This is a genomic window from Limosilactobacillus sp. (genome assembly GCF_051873075.1).
Taxonomy (GTDB): Bacteria; Bacillota; Bacilli; order Lactobacillales; family Lactobacillaceae; genus Limosilactobacillus.
On sequence record NZ_JBJEEM010000019.1, the window covers coordinates 14983 to 36368 of the forward strand.

The following is a 21386-nucleotide window of genomic DNA, read 5'->3' on the forward strand; positions in this document are numbered from 1 at the left end:
TGCTAAAGGATATTCTCCAGGCCAATCACCAGGTGGTCCAATTGGTCAATCTTCTCTATGGCAACCTTGACCCCGCTCATAAACGACTGACGGTCAAAGGAGTCCTGCCGAATGGTCAAAGCCTCACCGGCACCCCCGAAGAGGACTTGCTCATGGGCGATGTAGCCCGGCAGGCGGACGGCGTGAATCTTGATACCGTGATAGTCGCCCCCGCGCGAACCCGGCAAGCTTTCCTGTTCATCCGGGTTAGTCTCGTGTTCCGTCCGCACCTGATCAATGAGCTTGGCCGTGCTCAGGGCCGTCCCGGATGGGGCATCCTTCTTGTCGGCATGGTGCATCTCAATAATCTCAACATCCGGAAAGTAGGCCGCCGCTTCCTTGGCAAACTTCATCAGTAGAACTGCGGACATCCCAAAGTTCGGCGCAATCAGGCCGCCAAGCCCATTCTGGGCACTGAGCTGGATCAGCTCTTCTTCCTGGTCATCGGTCAATCCGGTCGTGCCGACAATCGGCCGCATCCCGTGTTGGATGGCGAACTTGACGTTTTCGTAAACCACATCCGGCAAGGTAAAATCAATCCAAACATCTGCAATGCCGTCCTCAACATCGGCTAATTGATGGTAAATCTTCACCGTTGCTGCCAGGTGGTACTGGGCAGCCTGGTCCGCCGCCAGATGAGGGGCCAGGACAGCAGTCAGTTGGACATCTGGTAAGGAGTTAACCAGCTCAACCGCCTTCTGCCCCATCGCACCGGCGGCACCGGCAACTAAAACCTTCTTCATGCTTAACACCGCCCTTTTACAAGTCCAGTGGCAAGTCTTGGGCACTCAGGGAGTTAGCCGGCAGGGCCAGGGCATTTTCTAAGGCCCGCTTCTCCTCATCGTTTAAGGAGAGGATTGGCAACCGGCAGCCGCCGGCGTTGAGGCCCTGGGCGTTTAAGACGGCCTTGACCGGTGATGGTGATGGGTACATGAAGAGGGCCGCCATCTTTGGTGTCAGCAGGCGTTGCAACTGACCGGCCTTCTGGTAGTTGCCAGCGTACAGTTGGTCATACATTTGGCGCATCTCATTGGCGTAGCAGTGAGATGCCACGGAGATGACCCCGTTGGCGCCGAGAACCCGGGCCGTCAATGCTTGAGCATCCTCACCGGTGAACACGGCAAAGTCATCAGCGGCGTGTTCGATGATGTATTGCATTTCTTCCAAAGATGCACACTGCTTAACCCCCGCAATATTCGGGTGTTGGGAGAGTTCAACGACCGTCTGGGCAGCCATCTTGACCCCGGTCCGTCCCGGAATGTTGTAGATAATAATTGGAATCTTAACTTGGTCAGCCACTGCGGTAAAGTGGGCAATCATCCCCCGCTGGTTAGGCTTGTTATACGGTGGCACCACCACCAGAGCATAATCGATCCCGTCAATTTCAGCCACCTCATTGGTGAAGTCAATAGTCTCTTGGGTGTTGTTCGACCCAGTCCCGGCGATTACCGGAACACGACCGGCAATGATCTTGCCAAATTCCTGGTAGAGCTGAATCTTCTCATCATGGGACAGAGTTGGTGTTTCACCAGTGGTCCCCCCGATAACAAAGCCATTGCTGCCGGCGTCCAGCAGGTGGTTGGTCAGTGTCTTGAGACTAGCAAAGTTAATGTGGTTGTCACCGTCGAATGGTGTCACAATTGCGGTCAGTAAATCTGCGTCTTGTAAAGTCGTCATAATTTTATCCTCCAATTAATTTTCTTGCATCCGGTAATTCAGAAAACCGGTAATCGCGTCGACACCCTTTTCAATGGCGTCCTCGTTGGGCGTCAGGGTTGCCGAGTGGAGTTGCGAATCGTCTTCTACCCCCAACCAGAACATCGTCCCGGGGAACTTAGCCAGGAGATAGCCGAAGTCCTCCCCAGTCATGGCTGGTGCAGTCTCTATAAAGTTAACTTCCGGGGCCTGCTGCATGTAGTCGATAAAACGGCGGGTCAACTCATCATTGTTTTCAACCGGCCAATATCCCCCCTGATTGAGTTCCAGCTTAACCTCCAAGCCAAAGCTGGCGGCCACTCCATCACAGACGGCCTGCAGGCGGTGGTCAATGTGTTCGATCATCTTTTGAGTCAGGCCGCGAATCGTCCCCTCAATGCGGGTGTGACCCGCAATGACGTTGCGGATCGTGCCCCCACGAACCTTCCCCAGGGTAATCACCCCGCTGGCAATCGGATCGATGTTGCGGGAGATGATCGTCTGCACTTGCATGATTAGGCTGGCCGCGGCGACCACCGTATCATTGGCATCTTGCGGATAAGCCGCATGACCGCCCTTCCCGTTGATGTCAATGTTGACCTCGGTGGTTCCGGCAAACAGGGTCCCCATCCGGCAACCAATCGCCCCGGCGGGCAGGTCGGGGTTATCGTGCAGACCGTAGAATTCGTCAGGGCGCCACTTGCCGGAAAAGACACCAGCCTCATAGGCCCGCTTGCCGCCGTAGTCGCTTTCCTCCGCCGGTTGGAAGAAGAAAAGCAGGTTATCCTTGGGCTGGTGGTCACTGAAGTAGCTCAACACCCCCAGTGCCACGGTCATGTGGATATCATGTCCGCAAGCGTGCATGACCCCCGGATGGTGGGAGGCAAATGGCAATCCCGTCTGCTCAGTCACCGGCAGGGCATCAATATCGGTCCGGTAGCCGATCGTCCGCTGAGGAGCAGTCCCGTGGACCAGGACCAGGATCGCGGTCGGCAGTTCTGCTGGCACCCGAATCTCCAGGTGGTCCTGGTTGAATTGCTTAATTACTTCTAATAGGTAGTCATGAGTTTCGGTTTCGTGCAACGCCAGTTCCGGAATCTCGTGAAGGTGGCGCCGCACCTTAATCAGTTGTTCTTCCGTTAACATCTGCTCACCCTACAGCTTTCTGAGGTCGTCTTCTAGGGCCGTCTTGCTTTCGGTCTGCTGGTCGACGTTCTTGATGAACTTAGCTGGGACACCAGCCACCATGGTGTGCGGAGCAACATCGTGGGTGACGATGGCCCCCGCAGCTACCACGGCCCCTTCACCGACGTGGACCCCTTCGATCACCACGGCGTTGGCCCCAATCAAGACATTATCGTCGATACGGACTGGTTGGGCGGAAGCTGGTTCGACCACGCCGGCCAACACGGTTCCAGCCCCAATGTGACAATGCTTACCGACGATAGCCCGGCCACCGAGGATGGCCCCCATGTCGATCATGGAACCTTCCCCGATCTCTGCCCCGATGTTGATCGTGGCTCCCATCATGATAACGGCATTATCACCAATCAAAACCTTGTCACGGATGATGGCCCCCGGTTCGATCCGGGCGTTGATCCCCTTCAGATCCAGCAACGGGACGGCGGAATTGCGGGCGTCGTTTTCGACGTGGTAGTCAGCGATCCGGCTCCCAGCCTGGTCGAGGAAGGGCTTGACAACTGACCAGTCCCCAAAGATCACCCCACTATGATCCTCGGTAAAGTGCTGGATGCCGTCCGGGAACGCCAGGTTTGCCAGATCCCCACGCAGGTAGACCTTCACGGGTGTTTTTTTAGGAGCATTACCAATGTAGTTAATAATCGTCTGTGCATCTAATTTTGCCATGTCGATAACCTCTTTCTACATATTAATAAGGAATAAATAATTACTGCTGTTGGTATGGCCGGTCCAGGTGAACCAGGTCAGCATAACTCTCACGCTCAATTACCAGCTGGTCGTGGCCGTTCTCGACGAAGACCACCGCCGGCCGCGGGTTGCGGTTATAATTGGAGGCCATCGAGTAACCATACGCCCCGGTGTCCAGCATTGCTAAGACGTCGCCGGGTTTAGTCTTCGGTAGACCTTGATCTTGACTCAGAATATCGCCGGATTCACAATACTTGCCGGCCAGGCGAACGTGTTCCTTAATCGGCGCCTTAGGATCATTGGCCAGGACGGTCTCGTATTGGGCCTGGTAGAGGGCGGGACGGATGTTGTCCCCCATCCCCCCGTCGACGGTCACGTAAGGCTTCAGGCCAGGAACATCCTTACGGGAGCCAACCGTGTAGAGATTGTAACCCGCGGGCCCGACGATTGACCGTCCCGGCTCAATCCAGATGGCCGGCATTGCCAGTTTGGTCTTGGCAACCGTCTGCTTAATCGCCTTGATGATGGCGTCCACGAAGTCCTCCGGCATCAAGGGGTGGTCAGTGCTGACGTAGCGAATGCCGAAGCCCCCGCCGATGTTGATGACCCGTGCCTGATAACCGTACTTGTCCTGCCAGTGGGCCGCCACGGCAACCAGCTTGTCGGCAACTCCTTCAAAGCCGGCCAGCTCAAAGATCTGTGAACCGATGTGGGCATGCAGACCAAGCATTTCCATCCGCGGGTTGGCCAGTACCTTTTCCAGGGCGACGTCTGCTTGACCAGACTGCAGATCAAAACCAAACTTACTGTCAACCTGTCCCGTCTGGATGTACTTATTGGTGTGAGCCGAGATCCCTGGGGTGATTCGGAGCATGACCTTGATCCGGGCGTCGTTTTCTTCCAGCAGGTCGGTCAGCAGGTCGATCTCATGGAAGTTATCCAGGATGATCACCCCAACATGGTGGCGAATGGCCATCTGCAGTTCTTCACGCGACTTGTTGTTGCCATGGAAGCTGACCCGGTCCATCGGAAAGTCGGCCTTGAGCGCCGTATAGAGTTCCCCGCCGGAAACCACGTCGATGTGGGCCCCCTCGACGGCAGCCACCTGATACATAGCAACCGCGGCAAAGGCCTTGCTGGCGTAACTGACCGCGTGGTCGACATGGTTGGTGTTAAAGACCTTCTCGAAGCGCCGGATCTGGTCACGGATCTTGCTGACGTCGTAAACCACCAGCGGGGTCCCATACTTATGGGCCAGCTCGATGGCGTCACAGCCACCAATTGTCAGGTGCCCGGCAGCGTTAATCTGATTATCGGTTAATTGCTCATTCATCTGTCTTTTCCTCCAATGCTTTTGCGGCGGGGAGTCGACCTATTAAAAAATCCACTGTTTGCGCGAACAAACAGTGGATCACATTGATTATCCATTTAATCTGTCGATAGCGCAACGCAGGCTCTTATTGTCCTGCGACAGTCCGTGACTTATTCAGCCACGCCCCAGCAAACCCGGTCCCGCCTGACCTGGGCGCTTCGGCAACCGCCCTGTTCACTAACGATCATCGCTTGGCATCACTCCGGTTAGTTACTAGTGTTGGCTGCGCCTCTTCGATTTATGTTTATAGCTTATAACAAATTATGAGAAAGTCAATAGACTAAATTAACTTTTATGAATTTTATTTAATTCATTAGATGTAGTAAAACGTTAATATTCGACGGTTCCCCGATAATAACACTTGCTTATTTTAAGTTCCATGTTAGAATTCGATTAAAATGCGTTTGCAATAATGTGAATTCTTAATTATTGCGCAAAGGAGTTTTAGAAGATGAAAGTAGTTAAATTCGGTGGCAGTTCCTTAGCGGATGGGGAAGGATTTGCCCAAGCAATCAAGATTATCACGGCGGATCCCGAGCGCCGGGTGGTGGTAACCTCCGCACCGGGCAAACGGACTCCTGATGATGTTAAGGTGACCGACCTTTTGATCGAATACGCTCAACGGGTAATTGATCAAAAGCCGTTTGATGATGTTCTTCACCAGATCGTTGCCCGTTACCAAGCAATTGCCAACCACTTCAAGTTACCAGACGACCAGCTGGCCCCAATCGTTGACCGCCTGCGCAACCTGGCCAGTGAACAATATCCCAACAACGATTACCTCATGGCGGCCTTCAAGGCGCACGGCGAACGGTCTAACGCCCAGTTGATGGCCCTGATCCTCAAACACCTGGGCTATGAGGCTCGCTTCGTCACCCCAACGATGGCCGGAATTCGAGTCACTGGGAAGCCTAACAACGCCAGCGTGATCCCGGAAACCTACAGTCTGCTAGACCAGTTCACGGCCAAGCAGAGTGAGCTTTTGATCTTCCCTGGATTCTACGGTATTACCCTAGCTGGTCATATTGCGACCTTCTCTCGCGGCGGTTCCGACATCACCGGGGCGATCCTGGCCCGCGGGTTGCATGCCGACCTGTACGAAAACTTTACCGACGTCGATGCGATCTACGCGGCAAACCCCAGCGTAGTTGACAACCCCCAGCCGATCAGCCGGATGACCTATCGGGAGATGCGGGAGCTCTCCTACGCTGGCTTTTCCGTTTTCCATGACGAAGCCCTAATTCCAGCAATCGAAGGCAACATCCCCATCAACGTCAAGAATACCCAGCACCCAGAGAAGCCTGGTACCCTGATCGTCCCCGATAAGGACTTTCAGCCGAGCGACATCGTCACCGGGATCGTCAGCGGCAAACATTTTGCGGCCCTCTACCTCCACAAGTACCTGCTGAACAGGCAGGTCGGCTTCACCCTGCGGATCCTGCAGATTCTTGCCGAACACAACATCCCTTACGAACACATGCCATCCGGGATCGATGATATCACCATCATCCTCGACCGGAACCTGGTTAACGACCAGCTGATCGACACCATTTCCAACGAGATCCAGGAGGCGGTCAACCCGGACCGGCTCGAATGGATCAATAACTACGCTGTCACCATGGTCGTCGGCGAGGGGATGCGCAACCGGATCGGCGTCATCAACGACATCCTCGCCCCGCTAGCCCAACACCATATCGCCGTACCGATGATCAACCAGGGGGCCTCTCGAATTTCTATTATGATTGGGACCTATGACGATGACGCCGATAACGCGGTCCGTGCCATCTACCACCGTTTCTTTGCTAACTAAGGAGGAATCAATATGCCAACCCTACTCAAAGTCCATGGCTCTATGAACCAGTTCTTCATCTTGGATCAGACCAGCCTCAAGCAACCGCTGACGGATCCCGAGCTTCGCCAGCTTACCAAGCAGCTGACGGATCCCAAGAAAGGTCTGTTGGGGGGCGCTGACGGGGTGCTCGTGGTCGATAAGCCGTTTCGGGCTGGCTCACAGGCCCAAATGCGGGTGATCAACGCCGACGGTAGCGAAGCCGCCATGTGTGGCAACGGTCTCCGGACGGTGGCCCGTTACGTTGCCGACCGAGACCATCTCGACCAGTTCAAGGTCGATACTGTCGACGCTAGTCTCCGAGTCAGAAAACAAGACGATTTGGCTGACGGCGTGCCCGCCTTTGCCGTTGAAATCTCACCCGTTCGTTTTAACAAGACTGCCCTCCCCTTCGCTAACCTGGGACATGACCGCCTGCTCGATACCCCCGCGCCGGAGATTTGGCCACAATTGCGCTTTAGTGCCATCGCTGTACCGAACCCGCACCTGATCAGCTTTGTCGACCGCCCCGCGCTCCAGGATAATGTCCTCGGGGTGATCGGTCGGCGCCTGAATGGTGAAAATCCCTACTTCAGTGATGGGGTCAACGTCAACTTTGCCCACATTCTCGGGCAAAATCAGCTCTTCGTGCGGACCTATGAACGGGGAGTGGGCTTTACCAACGCCTGCGGAACCGGAATGTCCGCCACCAGCTTGGCGTTTGTCCTCCTGCACCCCGATCAGGCCAGCTTCGACCAGCCGATTGAGGTCTTCAACCCCGGTGGCAAGGTCCGGACGATCGTCCACTATCAGGACCAGGAGTATTGGATTGAGCTGATCGGCAATGCCACCTTTACCCACCGGATTGCGGTAGACGAAGCCGCCCTCCACCAGGCTAGCGTTCAAGCCGCTAATTGCCAAATCACCGCGACTGGCGAGCAGGATGCCTATCAAACATTCGTTAACCAGCTTCCCCAGTTAAACCTTGTTGATTAAATGTCGCATACACGCAAAAAGACGCCCATCGCAAAATGCGATAGGCGTCTTTATGTATTTCTATTACTATTTACGGTTGAACAGGGTATCGATGGACTGGTGATTATGGATCCGGACCATTGCCTCAGCCAGTAGGTCGGCAACTGATAACCGGACCAGCTTATCGAAACACTTCTCCTCTGGCAACTGGATCGTATCCGTAACGATCATCTTCTCCAGGCCAGAATTCTCCAGCGTATTGACGGCATCACCGGAAAGAACGGCATGGGTGGCAATCCCGTAGATCTTCTTGGCACCAAACTTCTCCAGGGCGGCTGCCGACAGCTTCATCCGGATACCGGTATCGACAATATCGTCAACCACGATCGCAATCCGGTCCTGGACATCCCCAATGACGTATTCGGGAACCGACTGGTTGGTCCGTTCCCGAACCTCATCTGCCCGATTATCAACGATGGCAATTGGGGCCTTGATGTGTTCGGCAAACTTCCGGGCTAAGCTAACCCCCGCGTGGTCGGGTGAAACGACGACCACGTCATCCCCAGTCAGACCATGCTGCTCACAGTACTTGGCAAATAAACTAGTAGCCTGCAGGTGGTCAACCGGAATGTCAAAGAAGCCCTGAACTTGGGCGGCGTGCAGGTCGATGGTGACCAGCCGGTCGATCTGGTCCATTTCCAAAAGGTTGGCGATCAATTTAGCGGTGATTGGCTCCCGACTCCGGGCCTTACGATCCTGACGGGCATAGCCATAGTATGGCATCACCACGTTGATCTTTGTCGCACTGGCCCGGCGGAGGGCGTCAACCATGATCAGCAATTCCATCAGGTTGGTGTTAACCGGATCGGAAACGGATTGGATTACGTAAACCTCACAACCACGGACACTCTCGTCAATCGTGATCTTGATCTCCCCATCAGCGAAATGGCTGATGGAAGCCTGGCTCAGCGGCAATCCGATCCGTTCAGCGATGCTCTCAGCTAACGGCCGGTTTGAGTTTAAGGAAAACAGGCGGACGTTCTCAGCGTTTTTAATCTGCGTCATGTTTCATGCTCCTTTGTAAAATCACTACAAAATCCACTTTTATTATCGCAACAAATGAATGGGCAATCAAGTTAAATTTGTTACTAGCAGTCGTACGGCGTGATCCCCGCCATCCCAATCAGCGGGTCGACTTCATGCCGGTCAATCATCGCCGCCGTCAGTACTGCTGGCGAATCGGTTACAACGGACTCGTCAACCGCCGGCGCCGTTTTTTTCTCCGGGGATGTTTGGGACTCGCCCGGACGATCCAGGGGCGACTTCAGTTGATCATGCCGTTGCCAAACCGTGGTCAGGCGCTGAAACAAGGAGGTCTGCCGGTTCTCCCCCGTGTGCTGGGTGGCCATCACCAGCGCGGCCGGTTCCCCAATCAGGACCAGCTTTGAAGCCGCCCGGGTAACCGCCGTGTATACCAGGTTACGTTGCAACATTCGGCTGAACTGGCGAACCAGTGGCAACAAGACCATCTTAAATTGGCTCCCCTGTGACTTATGGATTGAAATACAGTAGGCCAGGCGGATCTGCGTCCATTCCTGCCGCCCGTAATTTACCTCGTTGCCATCAAAGTCAATGGTGATGGTATCAGTACGCTTGCCGCCCTTCTTCGTTCCGGTCTCCACGGCCGTGATCCGGCCGATATCGCCATTAAAGACGTTGTTCTCGGGACTGTTGACCAGCTGAAGGACCTTATCGCCAACGCGGAAAACCTGACCGCGAAATTCAATCTCCTGCTTGTCCTTTGTCGGCGGGTTGTAAGCCTCCTGGGCCAACTGATTGAGATTGTCCACGCCGGCCTGGCCGCGATACATCGGCGCCAGGATCTGAACGTCGGCAACGGTGTAGCCCCGCTTAGCTGATAGGTCGATGATCTGGCGAATGATATTGGGAACCTGAGCTGCATGGCACTTGATGAAGGAGCGGTCCGGCAGGCGGTTGGTCAGGTCGGCCGGCAGGTGACCCTCCTTGATAGCGTGGGCCAATGGAATGATGGTTGAATCAGCCGACTGCCGATGAATATTAGTTAACTCCACCCGGGGAATTGCCGAAAAGCTGAGCAGGTCATGGAAGACCTGACCCGGACTGACCGAGGGTAACTGGTCCTTATCGCCGACCAGGACGACGTGCATTGAAGTGGGAATCGCCTGAACCAGGGTTTTGAATAGCAGGGTATCCACCATCGACATCTCATCGATAATTAATAACGATCCCTTGATGTCCCGGGCGTTCATGTCAGTCGGCAGTTCACGCCCGTTCAGCCCAAGCATCCGGTGAATGGTGCTGGCGGGCAAATCAGTGGCCTCGCTCATCCGCTTGGCCGCTCGACCGGTCGGGGCCGCTAACAGAACCGGGAAGGCATTATCCTTGTACTCGTCCAGGTCGAGAGAAATCTGGTGGAGGCGTGCGTAGGCGGCCACGATCCCCTTGATGATCGTGGTCTTGCCCGTCCCCGGTCCCCCGGTCAGCAGCATGACCTTATTATCCAGGGCCAGCTTGATAGCATTTTCCTGAACCGGATCATACTTGATCCCCGTCTGAACACTGATCTTTTTGACAGTCCGATCTACTTCATCCTGGTCCAATTGCTCTTCGGGGGCATGCATCAGCCGGTACAGGTGGTCAGCGATCTGCCATTCCGCTTTATAGAGAGCCGCTGGATAGATCCGTTTTTCCTCATAGTTGATGGCATCCTTCTTCTCCAGCGACACGATCTGATCCGAGATGGCCGAAACGGCAATCTGCCGCTGACCGCCATCGTTTAAAAGCTGGGCGGTCTGTTGCAGGAGAGGGCCGGTCGTAGTGTAGGTATCACCAGTCGCCATCGTTAGGTCATCAAGACTCTGAAAGATGGCAGCCGTAATCCGCCGGGGATCATCTGGGGCAACTCCCAGGTGGTCGGCAACCTGGTCAGCCCGTTTAAAGCTGATCCCGTCGATGTCCTGGACCAGCTTATACGGGTTCTCCCGGATCACGTGAAGGGTCTCATCGCCATACTTATCAAAGATCGCGCTGCTGAGGTTGCTACCAAATCCCAGGTCGTTTAAGCCAATGATGATCTGGTCCATCCCCTGGCTGGCTTGGAGATTTTCGATAATTGACTGTTTGACCCCGTGACGCAGGGTAATAGCATCCAATACGTGCGGGTCGCGGTTGATCTTGGCAATCGCGTCGGTCCCCAGCGTGTCAACAATCTTCTCCGCCGTCTTCTTGCCGACCCCGCTGAATTGCTTGCCAGACAGGAAGTCAATTACGCCTTCCCGGCTGGATGGCTGGTTAACGTGGTACGACTGAGCCTGGAATTGACGGCCATAGCGGGGATGATCAACCAGCTGCCCCTCGAAACGATAGGTCTGATCATCACTGAGGTCGCCAAAGCTCCCGGTAACGGTAATCTCTGGCGTATCCCAATCAAAGTTGGCCTCTTCAACCGAAACGATTAATACCTTGTAGAAGGAGTCCGGACTCGTAAAGATTTCTGATTGAACCTGACCAATAAAAAAAGACGGCTCCGTGGGCGTCTTAAATAAATCCATTTCAGCAGCCATTGAAGTCATCCTTTCCAAACGGTATTAATTATTTTTCCCCTGGGTTTCCTGCAAGGTCTTTTCGATGTCAGACAGCCGTTGCTCACTCTTCTGGTAGTAGTTGAGGTCCAGCTGCTTGGCCTGGGCAAGGTAGTCCTTGTAGGGTTCGCCTAAAACCATGGCTACGATCCCCCGGTTAAACTGGGTATCGGCCCGGCCGGGGTGCCGCTTTAAGATTGCGTCATAGTATTCCTTAGCCTTGTCAAATTCGCCGAGGGCCAACAGGGAGTCACCGATCACCTGGTTGATGGCCGGATCTTCCTTGCGCAGTTCGTGGGCAGTCAGACCGTATGCTACCGCCTGCTTGTGCTGCCCCTTCTTCATGTAGCTCTGGGCCAGCATCAGGTATGAATCAGCCTTGCGCTTGTCATCCTTGATCTTGTTGTAGAGCTCAATGGCGCGGTCAACCTTGCCAACCTCATAGTAGAGGTTCCCCAGCCCATAGTTCAACAGGTCCTGGGCAGCCTGGTCACCCTTAGCTTCGAAGATTCCCAGAGCCTTCATGAACAGTTCTTCAGCCTGAGTGTAGTCATTCAGCCGGGTCAACAAAGAACCCAGGTCATAGTAGTTATTAACCTTGTCCGGATGTTCATCGATCGCCTGGATCAGTTTGTGAACCAGCTTTTCTGTTTCCTTCTTCTTTTCTTCCCGAAAATCTTTTTCTGCCATTATGTTCACCCCTTAAATTGTATCGGTTGGATCAACCTTAGTCTTGTGCAGGTACGAAGTGTCATTCCACTGTTCGAGCTTGAAATGCTCGGCATCATCGGTTTGCAGGATGGTAGTTGAGGTATTGCTCAACCCGCCCCGATCCTTCAAATGCGCCAGTGGGGTTCCCACCAGCGCATTGATGGTGGCATTCAGGGCTGCCCCATGTGAGACAACCACAATGTTCTTGCCCGGATTAAGTCGACAAAATTCCTTGATGGCGGAACCGACCCGGTCAATGACCTCCTGGAAGCTCTCGCTCTCGATCAGCTTAGCATCGTACTTGTCAGGATGGTGACGGAAGTTATGCAGGGCTTCTGGCCACTTAGCCTCAACATCAGCGAAGTGCATCCCCTCCATCTTCCCCAAGTTAAATTCCCGAAGACGGCTGTCAATCGTCAAGGGAATGGGCCGGTTAAGATGGTCGATCAGTTTTTGGGCCGTTACCCGTGCCCGCTTCAATGGGCTGGCATAGACACGCGCAATCGGGACGTCTGCCAGGGACTTGGCAAGCATTTCGATCTCGTGATAGCTGCTATCCAACAGTGGTGAATCGCCGTGTGCCCCTTGATAGCGGGATTCTAGATTCCATTCAGTTTTTCCATGACGGATTAAATAAACTTTTGTCATTACTTATCGCAGACCTTTTTGCTTACTATTTTACCAAAAAATCACTGGCTTGTTTATTGTGACTTAAAAAAATAAATGAAGTCAGCCGAAACTGACTCCATTTACCTGATTAAACATATTGCAATTGATGCTCGTGGTTGTAAGCCCGGTCAATGATCGCACTGCCGAGGCACTCCTCACCATCGTAGAAGACCACTGCCTGGCCGGGCGTAATGGCGCGGGCCGGATCATCAAATTCCACCGTGACCTGCCGACCGTCTTCAGAAATATGAGCAGTCACGCCAACATCCTTCTGGCGGTAGCGGAACTTGGCCGTGCAGTGGAAGTCATGGCCATAACGGCTGACCACGTCGTCAACCCAGTGGATATCACTGGCCTCGAGGTGGGTCGCATAGAGGTGCGGGTTATGGTATCCCTGGCCGACATAAAGAACATTCTTGTCGATGTCCTTGCCGATCACGAACCATGGCTCGTTGCTCTCCTTGTTGCCGCCAAGGCCTAGGCCACGCCGTTGACCGATCGTGTAGTACATCAGCCCCATGTGCTGACCGACAACCTTGCCGTCGATCGTCTCCATGTTACCGGGCTGGGCCGGAATATACTGGCTGAGAAACTCCCGGAAGTGACCGTCCTCACCGATGAAGCAGATCCCGACGGAGTCCTTCTTGTCCGCCGTTGCCAGGCCGGCTTCCTTGGCAATTTCCCGGATCTGCGGCTTAGTGTAGTTAGCCAGCGGGAAAAGGACCTTATCCAGTTGGTGGTAGTCCAGCTGGCTTAAGAAGTAGGTCTGGTCCTTGTGCTGGTCGGCGGCCCGCATCAGGTGCATCCGGCCGGCTTCATCCCGCTTAAGGTCAGCATAGTGACCGGTAGCTACGTAGTCCGCCCCGAGCTGGTTAGCGTACTCGATGAAGGCTTTGAACTTAATTTCCTTGTTGCAGATGACGTCCGGGTTGGGCGTCCGGCCTTTCTTGTACTCTGCGATGAAGTACTTGAAGACCCGGTCCCAGTATTCCTTCTCGAAGTTGACCGAGTAGTAGGGAATCCCGATCTTGGCGGCTACCTTAGCGACATCCTTGTAGTCCTCGGTGGCGGTACAAACCCCGTTTTCATCGGTGTCGTCCCAGTTCTTCATGAAGACCCCAACGACATCATACCCCTGCCGCTTTAAAAGCAGGGCGGTCACGGAGGAGTCCACCCCGCCGCTCATTCCAACAACAACACGTGTGTGACTGTGATCAGTCATCTTTACATCACCATCATTTCAAATAGATTCTGGAATAATCTACGATTGAAGGTCGCATGCATCCAGTATGAACCATTGTACCAAATGATTCCCGCCCCTGCACAGATTTAATTTTTCACTAGAACGTGACGATCGAGCATCTCGTTTAAGATGTAGTGATACTGCTCGACAAACTCAGCTGATCGCTGGTGGTTAAAGATGTTGACCTTGCGCATCCCGTTGCCGGAGAGGGTTTCCATCTTGAAGCCATCAAGGTCGGCGTCAATCAGGATCCGTAGTCGGGCGACTGGGTTAAAGGGGTTATCCGTATCCAGACTCCCCTTGTACTCAAAGTTCCCCCGCTTAGTCTGCTCGAAGCCAAGATCCAGTAAGGCATATTTCTTGATGTCATCACTGATGGTATAGGTATCGGAATCGCCAGGGATCTGGACCCGTTTCGTAAATTCCATTACTCTTCCCCCTCATGGTTAATCTGCTTGAGCTTGTCGACGGTCTGAATGATGGTGGCAATCAGCTTGTCGATGTCCTCCTCGGTGTTGGTGGCCCCGAAGCTGATCCGGATGGATTCGCTGATCCGCGGGCTATCCGCACCAAACATCGCCGTCAGCACGTGGGAAGGTTCAATGCTCCCCGCCGTGCAGGCTGACCCGCCGGAGACGGCAATCCCCGCCAGGTCCAAGTCGGTCTGCATGACGTAGGTCGAAATCCCCTTGAACCAGAGATTCAGAACGTGATTCAAGCCGTCTGGTTCGACCTTGCCGTTGACTTCAAAGTCAACCCCGTGGTCACGCAGGGAATTTACGATCTTCTGCTTGAAGTGGTAGTAGCGTTCCTGCCGCCGCTTCTTTTCCTCTGGGGTGTCAATCTCCACCGCCTTGGCAAAGGCTGCGATGGCGGGAACGTTCTCCGTCCCGGCCCGCCGCTTGGTCTCCTGGTCACCGCCCTTGATGAAGCTTGGGAAGCTGATTCCGTCGCGGCGATAAAGGAAACCAGTCATCTTTGGTCCGTTAAGCTTATGGGCAGATGTCGACAGCATATCAATGTGATCACGCTTGACGTCAATCGGCAAAAGGCCATAAGTCTGAACCGCATCGGTATGGAACCAGGCCTGGTGATCCTTTAAGATCTCCCCGATTTCATGGATTGGCATCCGGCTGCCGACCTCGTTGTTCCCCATCATAATCGTGACCAGAATCGTGTCGTCCCGCAGTGCCTTCTTGAAGTCGTCCAAAGAAATCTCGCCGTATTCATTTACGGGTAGGTAGGTCACCTCAAAGCCGTGTTCTTCCAAGAAGTGCAGGGGCTTTAAGACTGCCTCGTGTTCAATTGCTGTCGTGATGATGTGCTTGCCGAGGTTTTGCCGCGTGAGGGCTGTTTGCATAATGGCTGTGTTATCACTTTCAGTTCCCCCACTAGTGAAGATGATCTCGTTGTCATCGGCATTGATACTCTGGGCAATCAGGTGCCGGCTGTTTTCCATCACTAGTTTGGAATGGCGTCCATAGGAATAACCGGTGGAAGCGTTCCCCCAGGACTCCTTCATCTCCTTGGTCATTGTGTCAATAACTTCTGGAGCCATCGGGGTGGTTGCGGCATTGTCCAGATAGATTTCACTCATTAATAATTCATCCTTTCGATTACTTATTCAGGTCGGTAAACAGCTGCAGCAACATCTTTGCCGACCGTTTTCCGGCATCAATAATAAATTCGTCAAAGCTGACGCCGGCATTCTCATCACCAGTATCCGACATTGCCCGCACAACTACGTATGGGACGTCATGATCGGTGGCAACCTGCCCTACCGCGGCCCCTTCCATTTCACTGGAGAGGGCCTCAGGGAAGTAATGCAGAATCTTGTCAATCGCATCCTTGCTGGCGATGAACTGGTCACCCGAAACAATCAGGCCCCGGCGGATGTTCAAGCCGGTTTGTTCACCGGCCTGTTCTAAGGCCTTCCCCCACTTTTCAGAGGCCTTAAAACGGGGCTGCTTGCCTGGCAATTGGCCGTAAACGTAGTCAAAAGCCCGGGCATCGACGTCGTGATAGGCCGTCTCACTGGAGATCACGACGTCCCCAACGTGCAGACCCTGGCCGATTCCCCCGGCAGAACCGGAGTTAATGACCACGTCGACGTTGAAGTCAGTGATCAGGTGTTCCGTGGTGATCCCGGCTTCAACCTTACCAATTCCGGATTCGACCAGGACAACTTCCTGGTTACTGATCTTTCCTTGAAGGTAGTCCTTGCCACCGATCGTTTCTACCTGCTTGTCTGACAGCCGGGCGGTCAGTTCTTTAATTTCTTCCGGCATTGCACAAATAATTCCAAATTTCATTTTTCCATTCTCCTTATCCAACGTAAAAGAGGATCAAATACACGATGATGATTGCGATGACCAGGGCGACGATCGCGATGTTCAACCGGCGCTTCAGCCGGCTGACCTGCTCTTCTTCGTCCTGGCTAGCCCGTTCATCCGCAAAGCTCCGGTGGCGCAGCGAAGAAGCCGCATCCTGATCAGGGTTCGGCTGACCGGCCGTCGGGCGCCGGCGCTGCTTGGCCTGCTGCTCTCGGTACTGTTGCCGGGACACAAAGGGCTCATCTGGCGCCCCACTATCTTGCGGTGCAGTCGGCTGGTTATTCATGATCCTTCATTCCTCGCCAGTAGTAAATTGCCATGATCGTCTTGGCGTCCTCAATCTCGCCACGCTTGATCATTGCCAGTGCTTCCTCCAGGCTGACCGTCCGCAAGGCCAGTTGTTCATCCTGATCCTGGGGCAGTTCATGAGCAACCCGTTGCAGGCCGCGGGCCAGGTAAAGGGTCATGTATTCATCCATGCAGCCGACTGAGGTGTAGAAGGAGGAAATCTTCTCCAGGTCAGTAGCCTGGTAGCGGGTTTCCTCGTTTAATTCCCGCTTGGCAGCATGAACGGCATCATCGGCGTCTCGCTGGTCAAGCTTGCCGGCGGGAATCTCCAGGGTGGTCTTGGCAATTGGCGCGCGCCACTGCTTCTCCAGGATCATCTTATTGTCCGGCGTCAGTGCCAGGATGGCGATGGCCGGTGCATGGTGGACAATCTCCCGCTGAGCGATGTTACCCTGCGGCGTCTTAACCTGTTGAACCTCCACGTCGATCAGGTGACCGTGGAAGACGGTCTTGCTTTCAATCGGCTTTTCTTCAAAATCCAATTTAATATCCCTCCTTGTGCAGGACCCGGACATGGGCTGCCTGGGGTCCCTTCTTACCCTGAACAATAACTAGGGAAACTCGTTGTCCCGGGCGCAGAATCCGCCGGTGGGCACCTTCAATGCCGCTGTAATGAACGAAGATCTCACCCTCGTGGGGAACCGTAATAAATCCCCAGCCCTTTTGCTCATCGAAACTCTTTACTTTGCCTTCAAGCATTTTTTCACCTACTAATTATCAAACTAAAAATACCAAGCGACACAGTCACTTGGTATTTTACACCGCTCATAAATAATTGTCATGAATCGGCAATTGGCGGCTGTTTTTTTTACGTTTTTTTACTTTTCCAAGCCTTCGTCAACGGTCTCAGGGAAGTTATCCCGGACGATCTTGGCACACCGTGCACAAAGAGTTGGGTATGCACTGTCACTGCCGACATCTTCCTTGACCATCCGGCAACGTTCACAAGTCTCACCAGCAGCTGGGCTGACCTTGACTGCCACCCCATCGTTGAACTTATCAGCATCTTCAGGAGCTTCATCCAATGGGTGAACGTGCAGGGCAGAAACACCGAACAGGAGCGCCACATTAGCGTTCAAACTATCCAGCAGGGCTTGCTGGTGATCGTTGACGTAAAGGTCAACCTGGGCCTCCAGGGACTTACCGATCAGCTTAGCGTTCCGGGCTTCTTCAAGGCCCTTCAGGACGTGTGAACGAACTTCCATGAAGTCGCTCCACTTAGCCAGGAGGTCATCCTCACCTTCAAAGCTCTGAACATCCGGAATTTCGGTCAGCTGAACGAATTCTTCCGGTTCGTCCATGTATTCCCAAACTTCTTCCGTGGTGTGCGGCAGGATTGGGGTCAACAGCTTAACCAGGGTTACCAGGATCTGGTAGAAGACCGTCTGCATGGACCGGCGAACATGGGAGTCGGCTGGTTCAATGTAGAGGACGTCCTTGGCTACGTTCATGTAGAAGGCGGACAAGTCGTTGTTGACAAAGTTGATCAACAGCTTGTAAGCATCCAGGAAGTCATATTGGTCGAAGTCGTCGCGCATCTTCTTCAAGAAGCGGTTTAACTTAACCAGCATGTACTGGTCAACGGCCTCCAACTTCTCGTAGGAAACCGTGTTTTCGGCCGGCTTGAAGTCCGCGGTGTTAGCCAGCAGGAAGCGGAAGGTGTTCCGCAGCTTCCGGTAGGCTTCGGAGATCTGTTGGAAGGTCCCCATCGATACCCGGACATCGGCAGAGGTATCAGCACTCATTACCCAAAGCCGGATGATTTCGGCCCCCATCTGCTTGATGACCTTCTCTGGGTCGATGACGTTCCCCATCGACTTGCTCATCTTCTTACCCTTCTTGTCTAGGGTAAATCCTTGAGAGATGATGCTCTTGTATGGGGCGTGACCGGAGCAGACCACACTGGTGATCAGACTGGAGTTGAACCAACCACGGTACTGGTCAGAACCTTCCAGGTACATGTCTGCCGGGTAGGTCAGGTAGTCCCGCTCAGCTAAGACACCCTGGTGAGATGAACCGGAGTCAAACCAAACGTCCATGATATCGGTTTCCTTGGTGAACTTCCCGTGTGGTGAGTGCTCGTTCGTGTAGCCCTCAGGCAAAAGATCCTTGGCATCACGATCAAACCAGACGTTGGAGCCGTACTTGGCAAAGAGGTCCGCAACATGGTTGATCGTCTCTTCTTCCATGATTGGGGTGCCGTCTTCAGCGTAGAAGATTGGCAGTGGAACTCCCCAGACCCGTTGCCGGGAGATAACCCAGTCGCCACGGTCTTTGATCATGTTGCGCAACCGAACCTTCCCCCATGCCGGGTGGTATTCGACATTCTCTAAGGCGTCGAGGATATCCTGCCGCATCTTCTCGATGGAAACGAACCACTGATCAGTAGCCCGGAAGATGATCGGCTTCTTGGTCCGCCAATCGAATGGGTAGGAGTGCTTGAGCGGTTCCTCTAAGAGCAGGGCATGGTTATCTTCCAGCTTTTGCAGGGAGATGTCGTCAGCCTTCTGGTAGAAGACCCCGTCAAAGTCGTCCCCGTTGTCCTTAGTCAATACCCCTTGGTCGTTGATTGGGGCAAAGATCGGCAGGTCATACTTCTTCCCAAAGTTGTAGTCATCATCACCATAACCAGGAGCGGTGTGAACCAAGCCAGTACCGGTATCGGCCGTAACGTAGTCGGCGTTGCCAACCAGCAATTCGCGGTCAATGTATGGGTGCTTGGTGGTCATTCCTTCCATGTCGGCCCCAGACAGGTGGTCAACCACTTCATAGTCGTCCCAGCCCAGCTTTTCTGCCAGACCGGCCAGCAATTCGGTGCCAACCACGTACTTGCGGTCGTCGCCAGCTGGCTTAACAACGGAGTAGTCGAACTTCGGGTTAACCGCCACGGCTTCAGAAGCTGGAACCGTCCATGGCGTCGTCGTCCAGACAACCAGGTAGGTATCATTGTCTAAGCGGTCCTTGCCGTCCTTGACCTGTTCAACGAAGAAAGCGGTCTTGGCAACTACATCATGGTATTCAACTTCGGCTTCTGCCAGGGCAGATTCTGATGACCATGACCAGTAAACCGGCTTCTTGGCCTGGTAGAGGAGCCCCTTCTTGGCAAATTCGCCAAAGACGCGGATCTGAGCCGCCTCAAATTCCTTGTCCAGCGTCAGGTAAGGGTGGTCCCATTCGCCGCTGACGCCGAGACGCTTAAAGTCCGTCCGCTGCTTGTCAACTTGCTCTAAGGCGTACTTCCGGCAGAGGTCCCGGAATTCAGAGGTTGACATCTTCTTGCGGTCATAGCCGGACTTGGTCAGTTGGTGTTCAATTGGCAGACCGTGGGTATCCCAGCCAGGAACGTATGGTGCCCGGTAACCGGTCATGGACTTGTAACGAATGATAAAGTCCTTGGAAATCTTGTTCATGGCATGGCCAATGTGAATGTTCCCGTTGGCGTATGGAGGGCCATCGTGGAGAACAAACGACGGCTTGCCCTCATTTAACTTTTGCCGTAATTGATAAACCTTATTTTCTTCCCAAAGCTGTTCACGTTGGGCTTCAGTAACCGGCAGCTTCCCGCGCATTGGGAACTTGGTCCGGCCGATGTTCAGTGTGTCTTTCACCCGCATCGCAATTACCCCTTTCTGTTATGCAAATTGACCGTCTTAATAAAAAAAGCCCCATCCCGATTGGGACGAAGCTAAACGTGGTACCACCCAGATTCAAGGCCAAAGCTGGCCTCCTCAAGTCATTGGGTAACGGTAATGAACCGAACGAGGCTACTGCTTTCACCCCGCTACTCGGAGACGATCAGCTCCCGCAGTTAGATGCCAATCTTTCACCACCCATTGGCTCGCTGAATCTAACGTTACGGTCGCAATTCTCCTCAACGTTTTTTATTAAGTGCCTTAACTTCAAACGCCGTCTTACTCGTCAGCTGAACTATCATCATCCGGGAAGACAACGACGGTCTGGCCAGAATTAGCGGTGCTGTCGTCGGCTACTGGTGCTGCATCAGTGTCAACAGCAGGCTGGTCAGCCGGTGATTCGCTGGCAACTTCTTCGGCATTTGAACTAATTGTTGATGATTCTACACTGTCAGCAGAATGCTTGTCAAGCGATGCTCCCAAGATCTTTTGAATTTCGTCATACTTATCCGTGCTGTCGGTAGCGAGTAGCTTATCCCACTCATCGCTCTTAACAACCTCAAGCTGGGATTCCAGCATTACCTGAAGGCGTTGCCGGAAGATCCGGGTTTGCTTCTTCAGATCGTTGGTCTCCGTTGTCAGCTTGCGGGTATCTTCCGCACTGGTTTCGATGACCTGGTTAGACTTCTCATTGGCTTCGGAAACAATGTCGGTAGCCTGCTTCTGAGCCTCGCGAATCATGATGTCGGCCTCACGCTTAGCATTGGTCTTGACCTTGTCAGCGGCCTCCTGAGCAACCAGAATTGACTTGTTTAAAGAATCCTTCAATTCGGTGAAGTACTTCAGCTTTTCCTCATCTGCCTTGACGGTTTCTTGAAGGGCATTGTTCTTCTCAGTTAATTCCTGTACCGTTTGGGAAACCTCCTGGATGAAGGCCTTGACCTCATCCTGGCTGTATCCCCGCATCTTGGTCGAAAAATCCTGATTGTTGATTTGATCAATTGTTAACCCCATTTTTATTTCCTCCAAAT

General features: G+C 53.6%; 20 protein-coding genes and 1 riboswitch. Of the genes, 2 read left to right on the top strand and 18 right to left on the bottom strand.

The genetic code is table 11. The features are described from left to right. Positions 1-2 precede the first annotated feature (2 nt). From dapB to lysA, 5 genes are read right to left on the bottom strand one after another with little or no spacing between them, the layout of a single operon-like run. The gene (dapB, locus tag ACI31J_RS02695) at positions 3-782 is read right to left on the bottom strand and encodes a 4-hydroxy-tetrahydrodipicolinate reductase (protein WP_439772910.1); all 780 of its coding nucleotides are present in this window, start codon (positions 780-782) and stop codon (positions 3-5) included. A 16-nt stretch (positions 783-798) separates the two neighbouring features. After that, positions 799-1716 (bottom strand): 4-hydroxy-tetrahydrodipicolinate synthase, encoded by a 918-nt coding sequence (gene dapA, locus ACI31J_RS02700; protein ID WP_439772911.1) that lies wholly within the window; start codon positions 1714-1716, stop codon positions 799-801. 15 nt (positions 1717-1731) lie between these two features. Next, complete coding sequence (locus tag ACI31J_RS02705) at positions 1732-2880, bottom strand: N-acetyldiaminopimelate deacetylase (RefSeq protein WP_439772912.1); 1149 nt, start codon at positions 2878-2880, stop codon at positions 1732-1734. A gap of 9 nt (positions 2881-2889) precedes the next feature. Beyond that, positions 2890-3600 (bottom strand): 2,3,4,5-tetrahydropyridine-2,6-dicarboxylate N-acetyltransferase, encoded by a 711-nt coding sequence (dapD, locus tag ACI31J_RS02710; protein ID WP_439772913.1) that lies wholly within the window; start codon positions 3598-3600, stop codon positions 2890-2892. 40 nt (positions 3601-3640) lie between these two features. Next, entirely contained in the window at positions 3641-4954 is a 1314-nt protein-coding gene (lysA, locus tag ACI31J_RS02715) for a diaminopimelate decarboxylase (protein ID WP_439772914.1), read from the bottom strand. A 98-nt stretch (positions 4955-5052) separates the two neighbouring features. Continuing rightward, a riboswitch (Lysine riboswitch) is annotated at positions 5053-5235 on the bottom strand. Positions 5236-5444: 209 nt separating this feature from the next. Between lysA and ACI31J_RS02720 the strand changes: the two genes are divergently transcribed. Together ACI31J_RS02720 and dapF are read left to right on the top strand one after the other, a co-directional pair. Continuing rightward, positions 5445-6803 (top strand): aspartate kinase, encoded by a 1359-nt coding sequence (locus tag ACI31J_RS02720; protein ID WP_439772915.1) that lies wholly within the window; start codon positions 5445-5447, stop codon positions 6801-6803. Positions 6804-6815: 12 nt separating this feature from the next. Continuing rightward, complete coding sequence (gene dapF, locus ACI31J_RS02725; RefSeq protein WP_439772916.1) at positions 6816-7817, top strand: diaminopimelate epimerase; 1002 nt, start codon at positions 6816-6818, stop codon at positions 7815-7817. Positions 7818-7883: 66 nt separating this feature from the next. Here dapF and ACI31J_RS02730 read toward each other — a convergent pair whose 3' ends face one another. The 13 genes from ACI31J_RS02730 to ACI31J_RS02790 all read right to left on the bottom strand — a co-directional run bounded on the left by ACI31J_RS02730 (position 7884) and on the right by ACI31J_RS02790 (position 21369). Continuing rightward, on the bottom strand, positions 7884-8861 hold the full coding sequence (locus ACI31J_RS02730; protein WP_439772917.1) for a ribose-phosphate diphosphokinase: 978 nt from the start codon (positions 8859-8861) through the stop codon (positions 7884-7886). 83 nt (positions 8862-8944) lie between these two features. After that, positions 8945-11401, bottom strand: coding sequence for an SF1B family DNA helicase RecD2 (recD2, locus tag ACI31J_RS02735; protein WP_439772918.1), 2457 nt, complete (start codon positions 11399-11401; stop codon positions 8945-8947). A 24-nt stretch (positions 11402-11425) separates the two neighbouring features. Beyond that, on the bottom strand, positions 11426-12112 hold the full coding sequence (locus ACI31J_RS02740) for a tetratricopeptide repeat protein (protein WP_439772956.1): 687 nt from the start codon (positions 12110-12112) through the stop codon (positions 11426-11428). 9 nt (positions 12113-12121) lie between these two features. Then, positions 12122-12778 carry a histidine phosphatase family protein gene (locus ACI31J_RS02745; protein ID WP_439772919.1) on the bottom strand — a complete coding sequence of 219 codons (657 nt, stop codon included), beginning with the start codon at positions 12776-12778 and terminating at the stop codon, positions 12122-12124. Positions 12779-12887: 109 nt separating this feature from the next. Continuing rightward, complete coding sequence (gene mnmA, locus ACI31J_RS02750) at positions 12888-14021, bottom strand: tRNA 2-thiouridine(34) synthase MnmA (protein WP_439772920.1); 1134 nt, start codon at positions 14019-14021, stop codon at positions 12888-12890. 107 nt (positions 14022-14128) lie between these two features. Then, the gene (locus ACI31J_RS02755; protein WP_439772921.1) at positions 14129-14470 is read right to left on the bottom strand and encodes a DUF1831 domain-containing protein; all 342 of its coding nucleotides are present in this window, start codon (positions 14468-14470) and stop codon (positions 14129-14131) included. Beyond that, positions 14470-15639 carry a cysteine desulfurase family protein gene (locus ACI31J_RS02760; protein ID WP_439772922.1) on the bottom strand — a complete coding sequence of 390 codons (1170 nt, stop codon included), beginning with the start codon at positions 15637-15639 and terminating at the stop codon, positions 14470-14472. The genes ACI31J_RS02755 and ACI31J_RS02760 overlap by 1 nt, the downstream gene beginning before the upstream one ends. A 19-nt stretch (positions 15640-15658) precedes the next feature. Continuing rightward, entirely contained in the window at positions 15659-16354 is a 696-nt protein-coding gene (locus tag ACI31J_RS02765; protein ID WP_439772923.1) for a 5'-methylthioadenosine/adenosylhomocysteine nucleosidase, read from the bottom strand. Between the two features lie 13 nt (positions 16355-16367). After that, complete coding sequence (locus ACI31J_RS02770; RefSeq protein ID WP_439772924.1) at positions 16368-16661, bottom strand: hypothetical protein; 294 nt, start codon at positions 16659-16661, stop codon at positions 16368-16370. Beyond that, complete coding sequence (locus ACI31J_RS02775) at positions 16654-17205, bottom strand: NUDIX hydrolase (protein ID WP_439772925.1); 552 nt, start codon at positions 17203-17205, stop codon at positions 16654-16656. Before ACI31J_RS02775 ends, ACI31J_RS02770 begins: the two co-directional genes overlap by 8 nt. A gap of 1 nt (position 17206) precedes the next feature. Then, positions 17207-17422 carry a cold-shock protein gene (locus tag ACI31J_RS02780; RefSeq protein ID WP_439772926.1) on the bottom strand — a complete coding sequence of 72 codons (216 nt, stop codon included), beginning with the start codon at positions 17420-17422 and terminating at the stop codon, positions 17207-17209. Positions 17423-17541: 119 nt separating this feature from the next. Continuing rightward, complete coding sequence (ileS, locus tag ACI31J_RS02785) at positions 17542-20337, bottom strand: isoleucine--tRNA ligase (RefSeq protein WP_439772927.1); 2796 nt, start codon at positions 20335-20337, stop codon at positions 17542-17544. Between the two features lie 297 nt (positions 20338-20634). Beyond that, on the bottom strand, positions 20635-21369 hold the full coding sequence (locus ACI31J_RS02790; RefSeq protein ID WP_439772928.1) for a DivIVA domain-containing protein: 735 nt from the start codon (positions 21367-21369) through the stop codon (positions 20635-20637). Between the last annotated feature and the right edge of the window lie 17 nt (positions 21370-21386).

Excerpts from the sequence above, each read along its gene's own strand:
- dapB (WP_439772910.1), bottom strand. The coding sequence starts at position 782 with ATGAAGAAGGTTTTAGTTGCCGGTGCCGCCGGTGCGATGGGGCAGAAG.
- dapA (WP_439772911.1), bottom strand. The coding sequence starts at position 1,716 with ATGACGACTTTACAAGACGCAGATTTACTGACCGCAATTGTGACACCA.
- ACI31J_RS02705 (WP_439772912.1), bottom strand. The coding sequence starts at position 2,880 with ATGTTAACGGAAGAACAACTGATTAAGGTGCGGCGCCACCTTCACGAG.
- dapD (WP_439772913.1), bottom strand. The coding sequence starts at position 3,600 with ATGGCAAAATTAGATGCACAGACGATTATTAACTACATTGGTAATGCT.
- lysA (WP_439772914.1), bottom strand. The coding sequence starts at position 4,954 with ATGAATGAGCAATTAACCGATAATCAGATTAACGCTGCCGGGCACCTG.
- ACI31J_RS02720 (WP_439772915.1), top strand. The coding sequence starts at position 5,445 with ATGAAAGTAGTTAAATTCGGTGGCAGTTCCTTAGCGGATGGGGAAGGA.
- dapF (WP_439772916.1), top strand. The coding sequence starts at position 6,816 with ATGCCAACCCTACTCAAAGTCCATGGCTCTATGAACCAGTTCTTCATC.
- ACI31J_RS02730 (WP_439772917.1), bottom strand. The coding sequence starts at position 8,861 with ATGACGCAGATTAAAAACGCTGAGAACGTCCGCCTGTTTTCCTTAAAC.
- recD2 (WP_439772918.1), bottom strand. The coding sequence starts at position 11,401 with ATGGCTGCTGAAATGGATTTATTTAAGACGCCCACGGAGCCGTCTTTT.
- ACI31J_RS02745 (WP_439772919.1), bottom strand. The coding sequence starts at position 12,778 with ATGACAAAAGTTTATTTAATCCGTCATGGAAAAACTGAATGGAATCTA.
- mnmA (WP_439772920.1), bottom strand. The coding sequence starts at position 14,021 with ATGACTGATCACAGTCACACACGTGTTGTTGTTGGAATGAGCGGCGGG.
- ACI31J_RS02755 (WP_439772921.1), bottom strand. The coding sequence starts at position 14,470 with ATGGAATTTACGAAACGGGTCCAGATCCCTGGCGATTCCGATACCTAT.
- ACI31J_RS02760 (WP_439772922.1), bottom strand. The coding sequence starts at position 15,639 with ATGAGTGAAATCTATCTGGACAATGCCGCAACCACCCCGATGGCTCCA.
- ACI31J_RS02765 (WP_439772923.1), bottom strand. The coding sequence starts at position 16,354 with ATGAAATTTGGAATTATTTGTGCAATGCCGGAAGAAATTAAAGAACTG.
- ACI31J_RS02770 (WP_439772924.1), bottom strand. The coding sequence starts at position 16,661 with ATGAATAACCAGCCGACTGCACCGCAAGATAGTGGGGCGCCAGATGAG.
- ACI31J_RS02780 (WP_439772926.1), bottom strand. The coding sequence starts at position 17,422 with ATGCTTGAAGGCAAAGTAAAGAGTTTCGATGAGCAAAAGGGCTGGGGA.
- ileS (WP_439772927.1), bottom strand. The coding sequence starts at position 20,337 with ATGCGGGTGAAAGACACACTGAACATCGGCCGGACCAAGTTCCCAATG.
- ACI31J_RS02790 (WP_439772928.1), bottom strand. The coding sequence starts at position 21,369 with ATGGGGTTAACAATTGATCAAATCAACAATCAGGATTTTTCGACCAAG.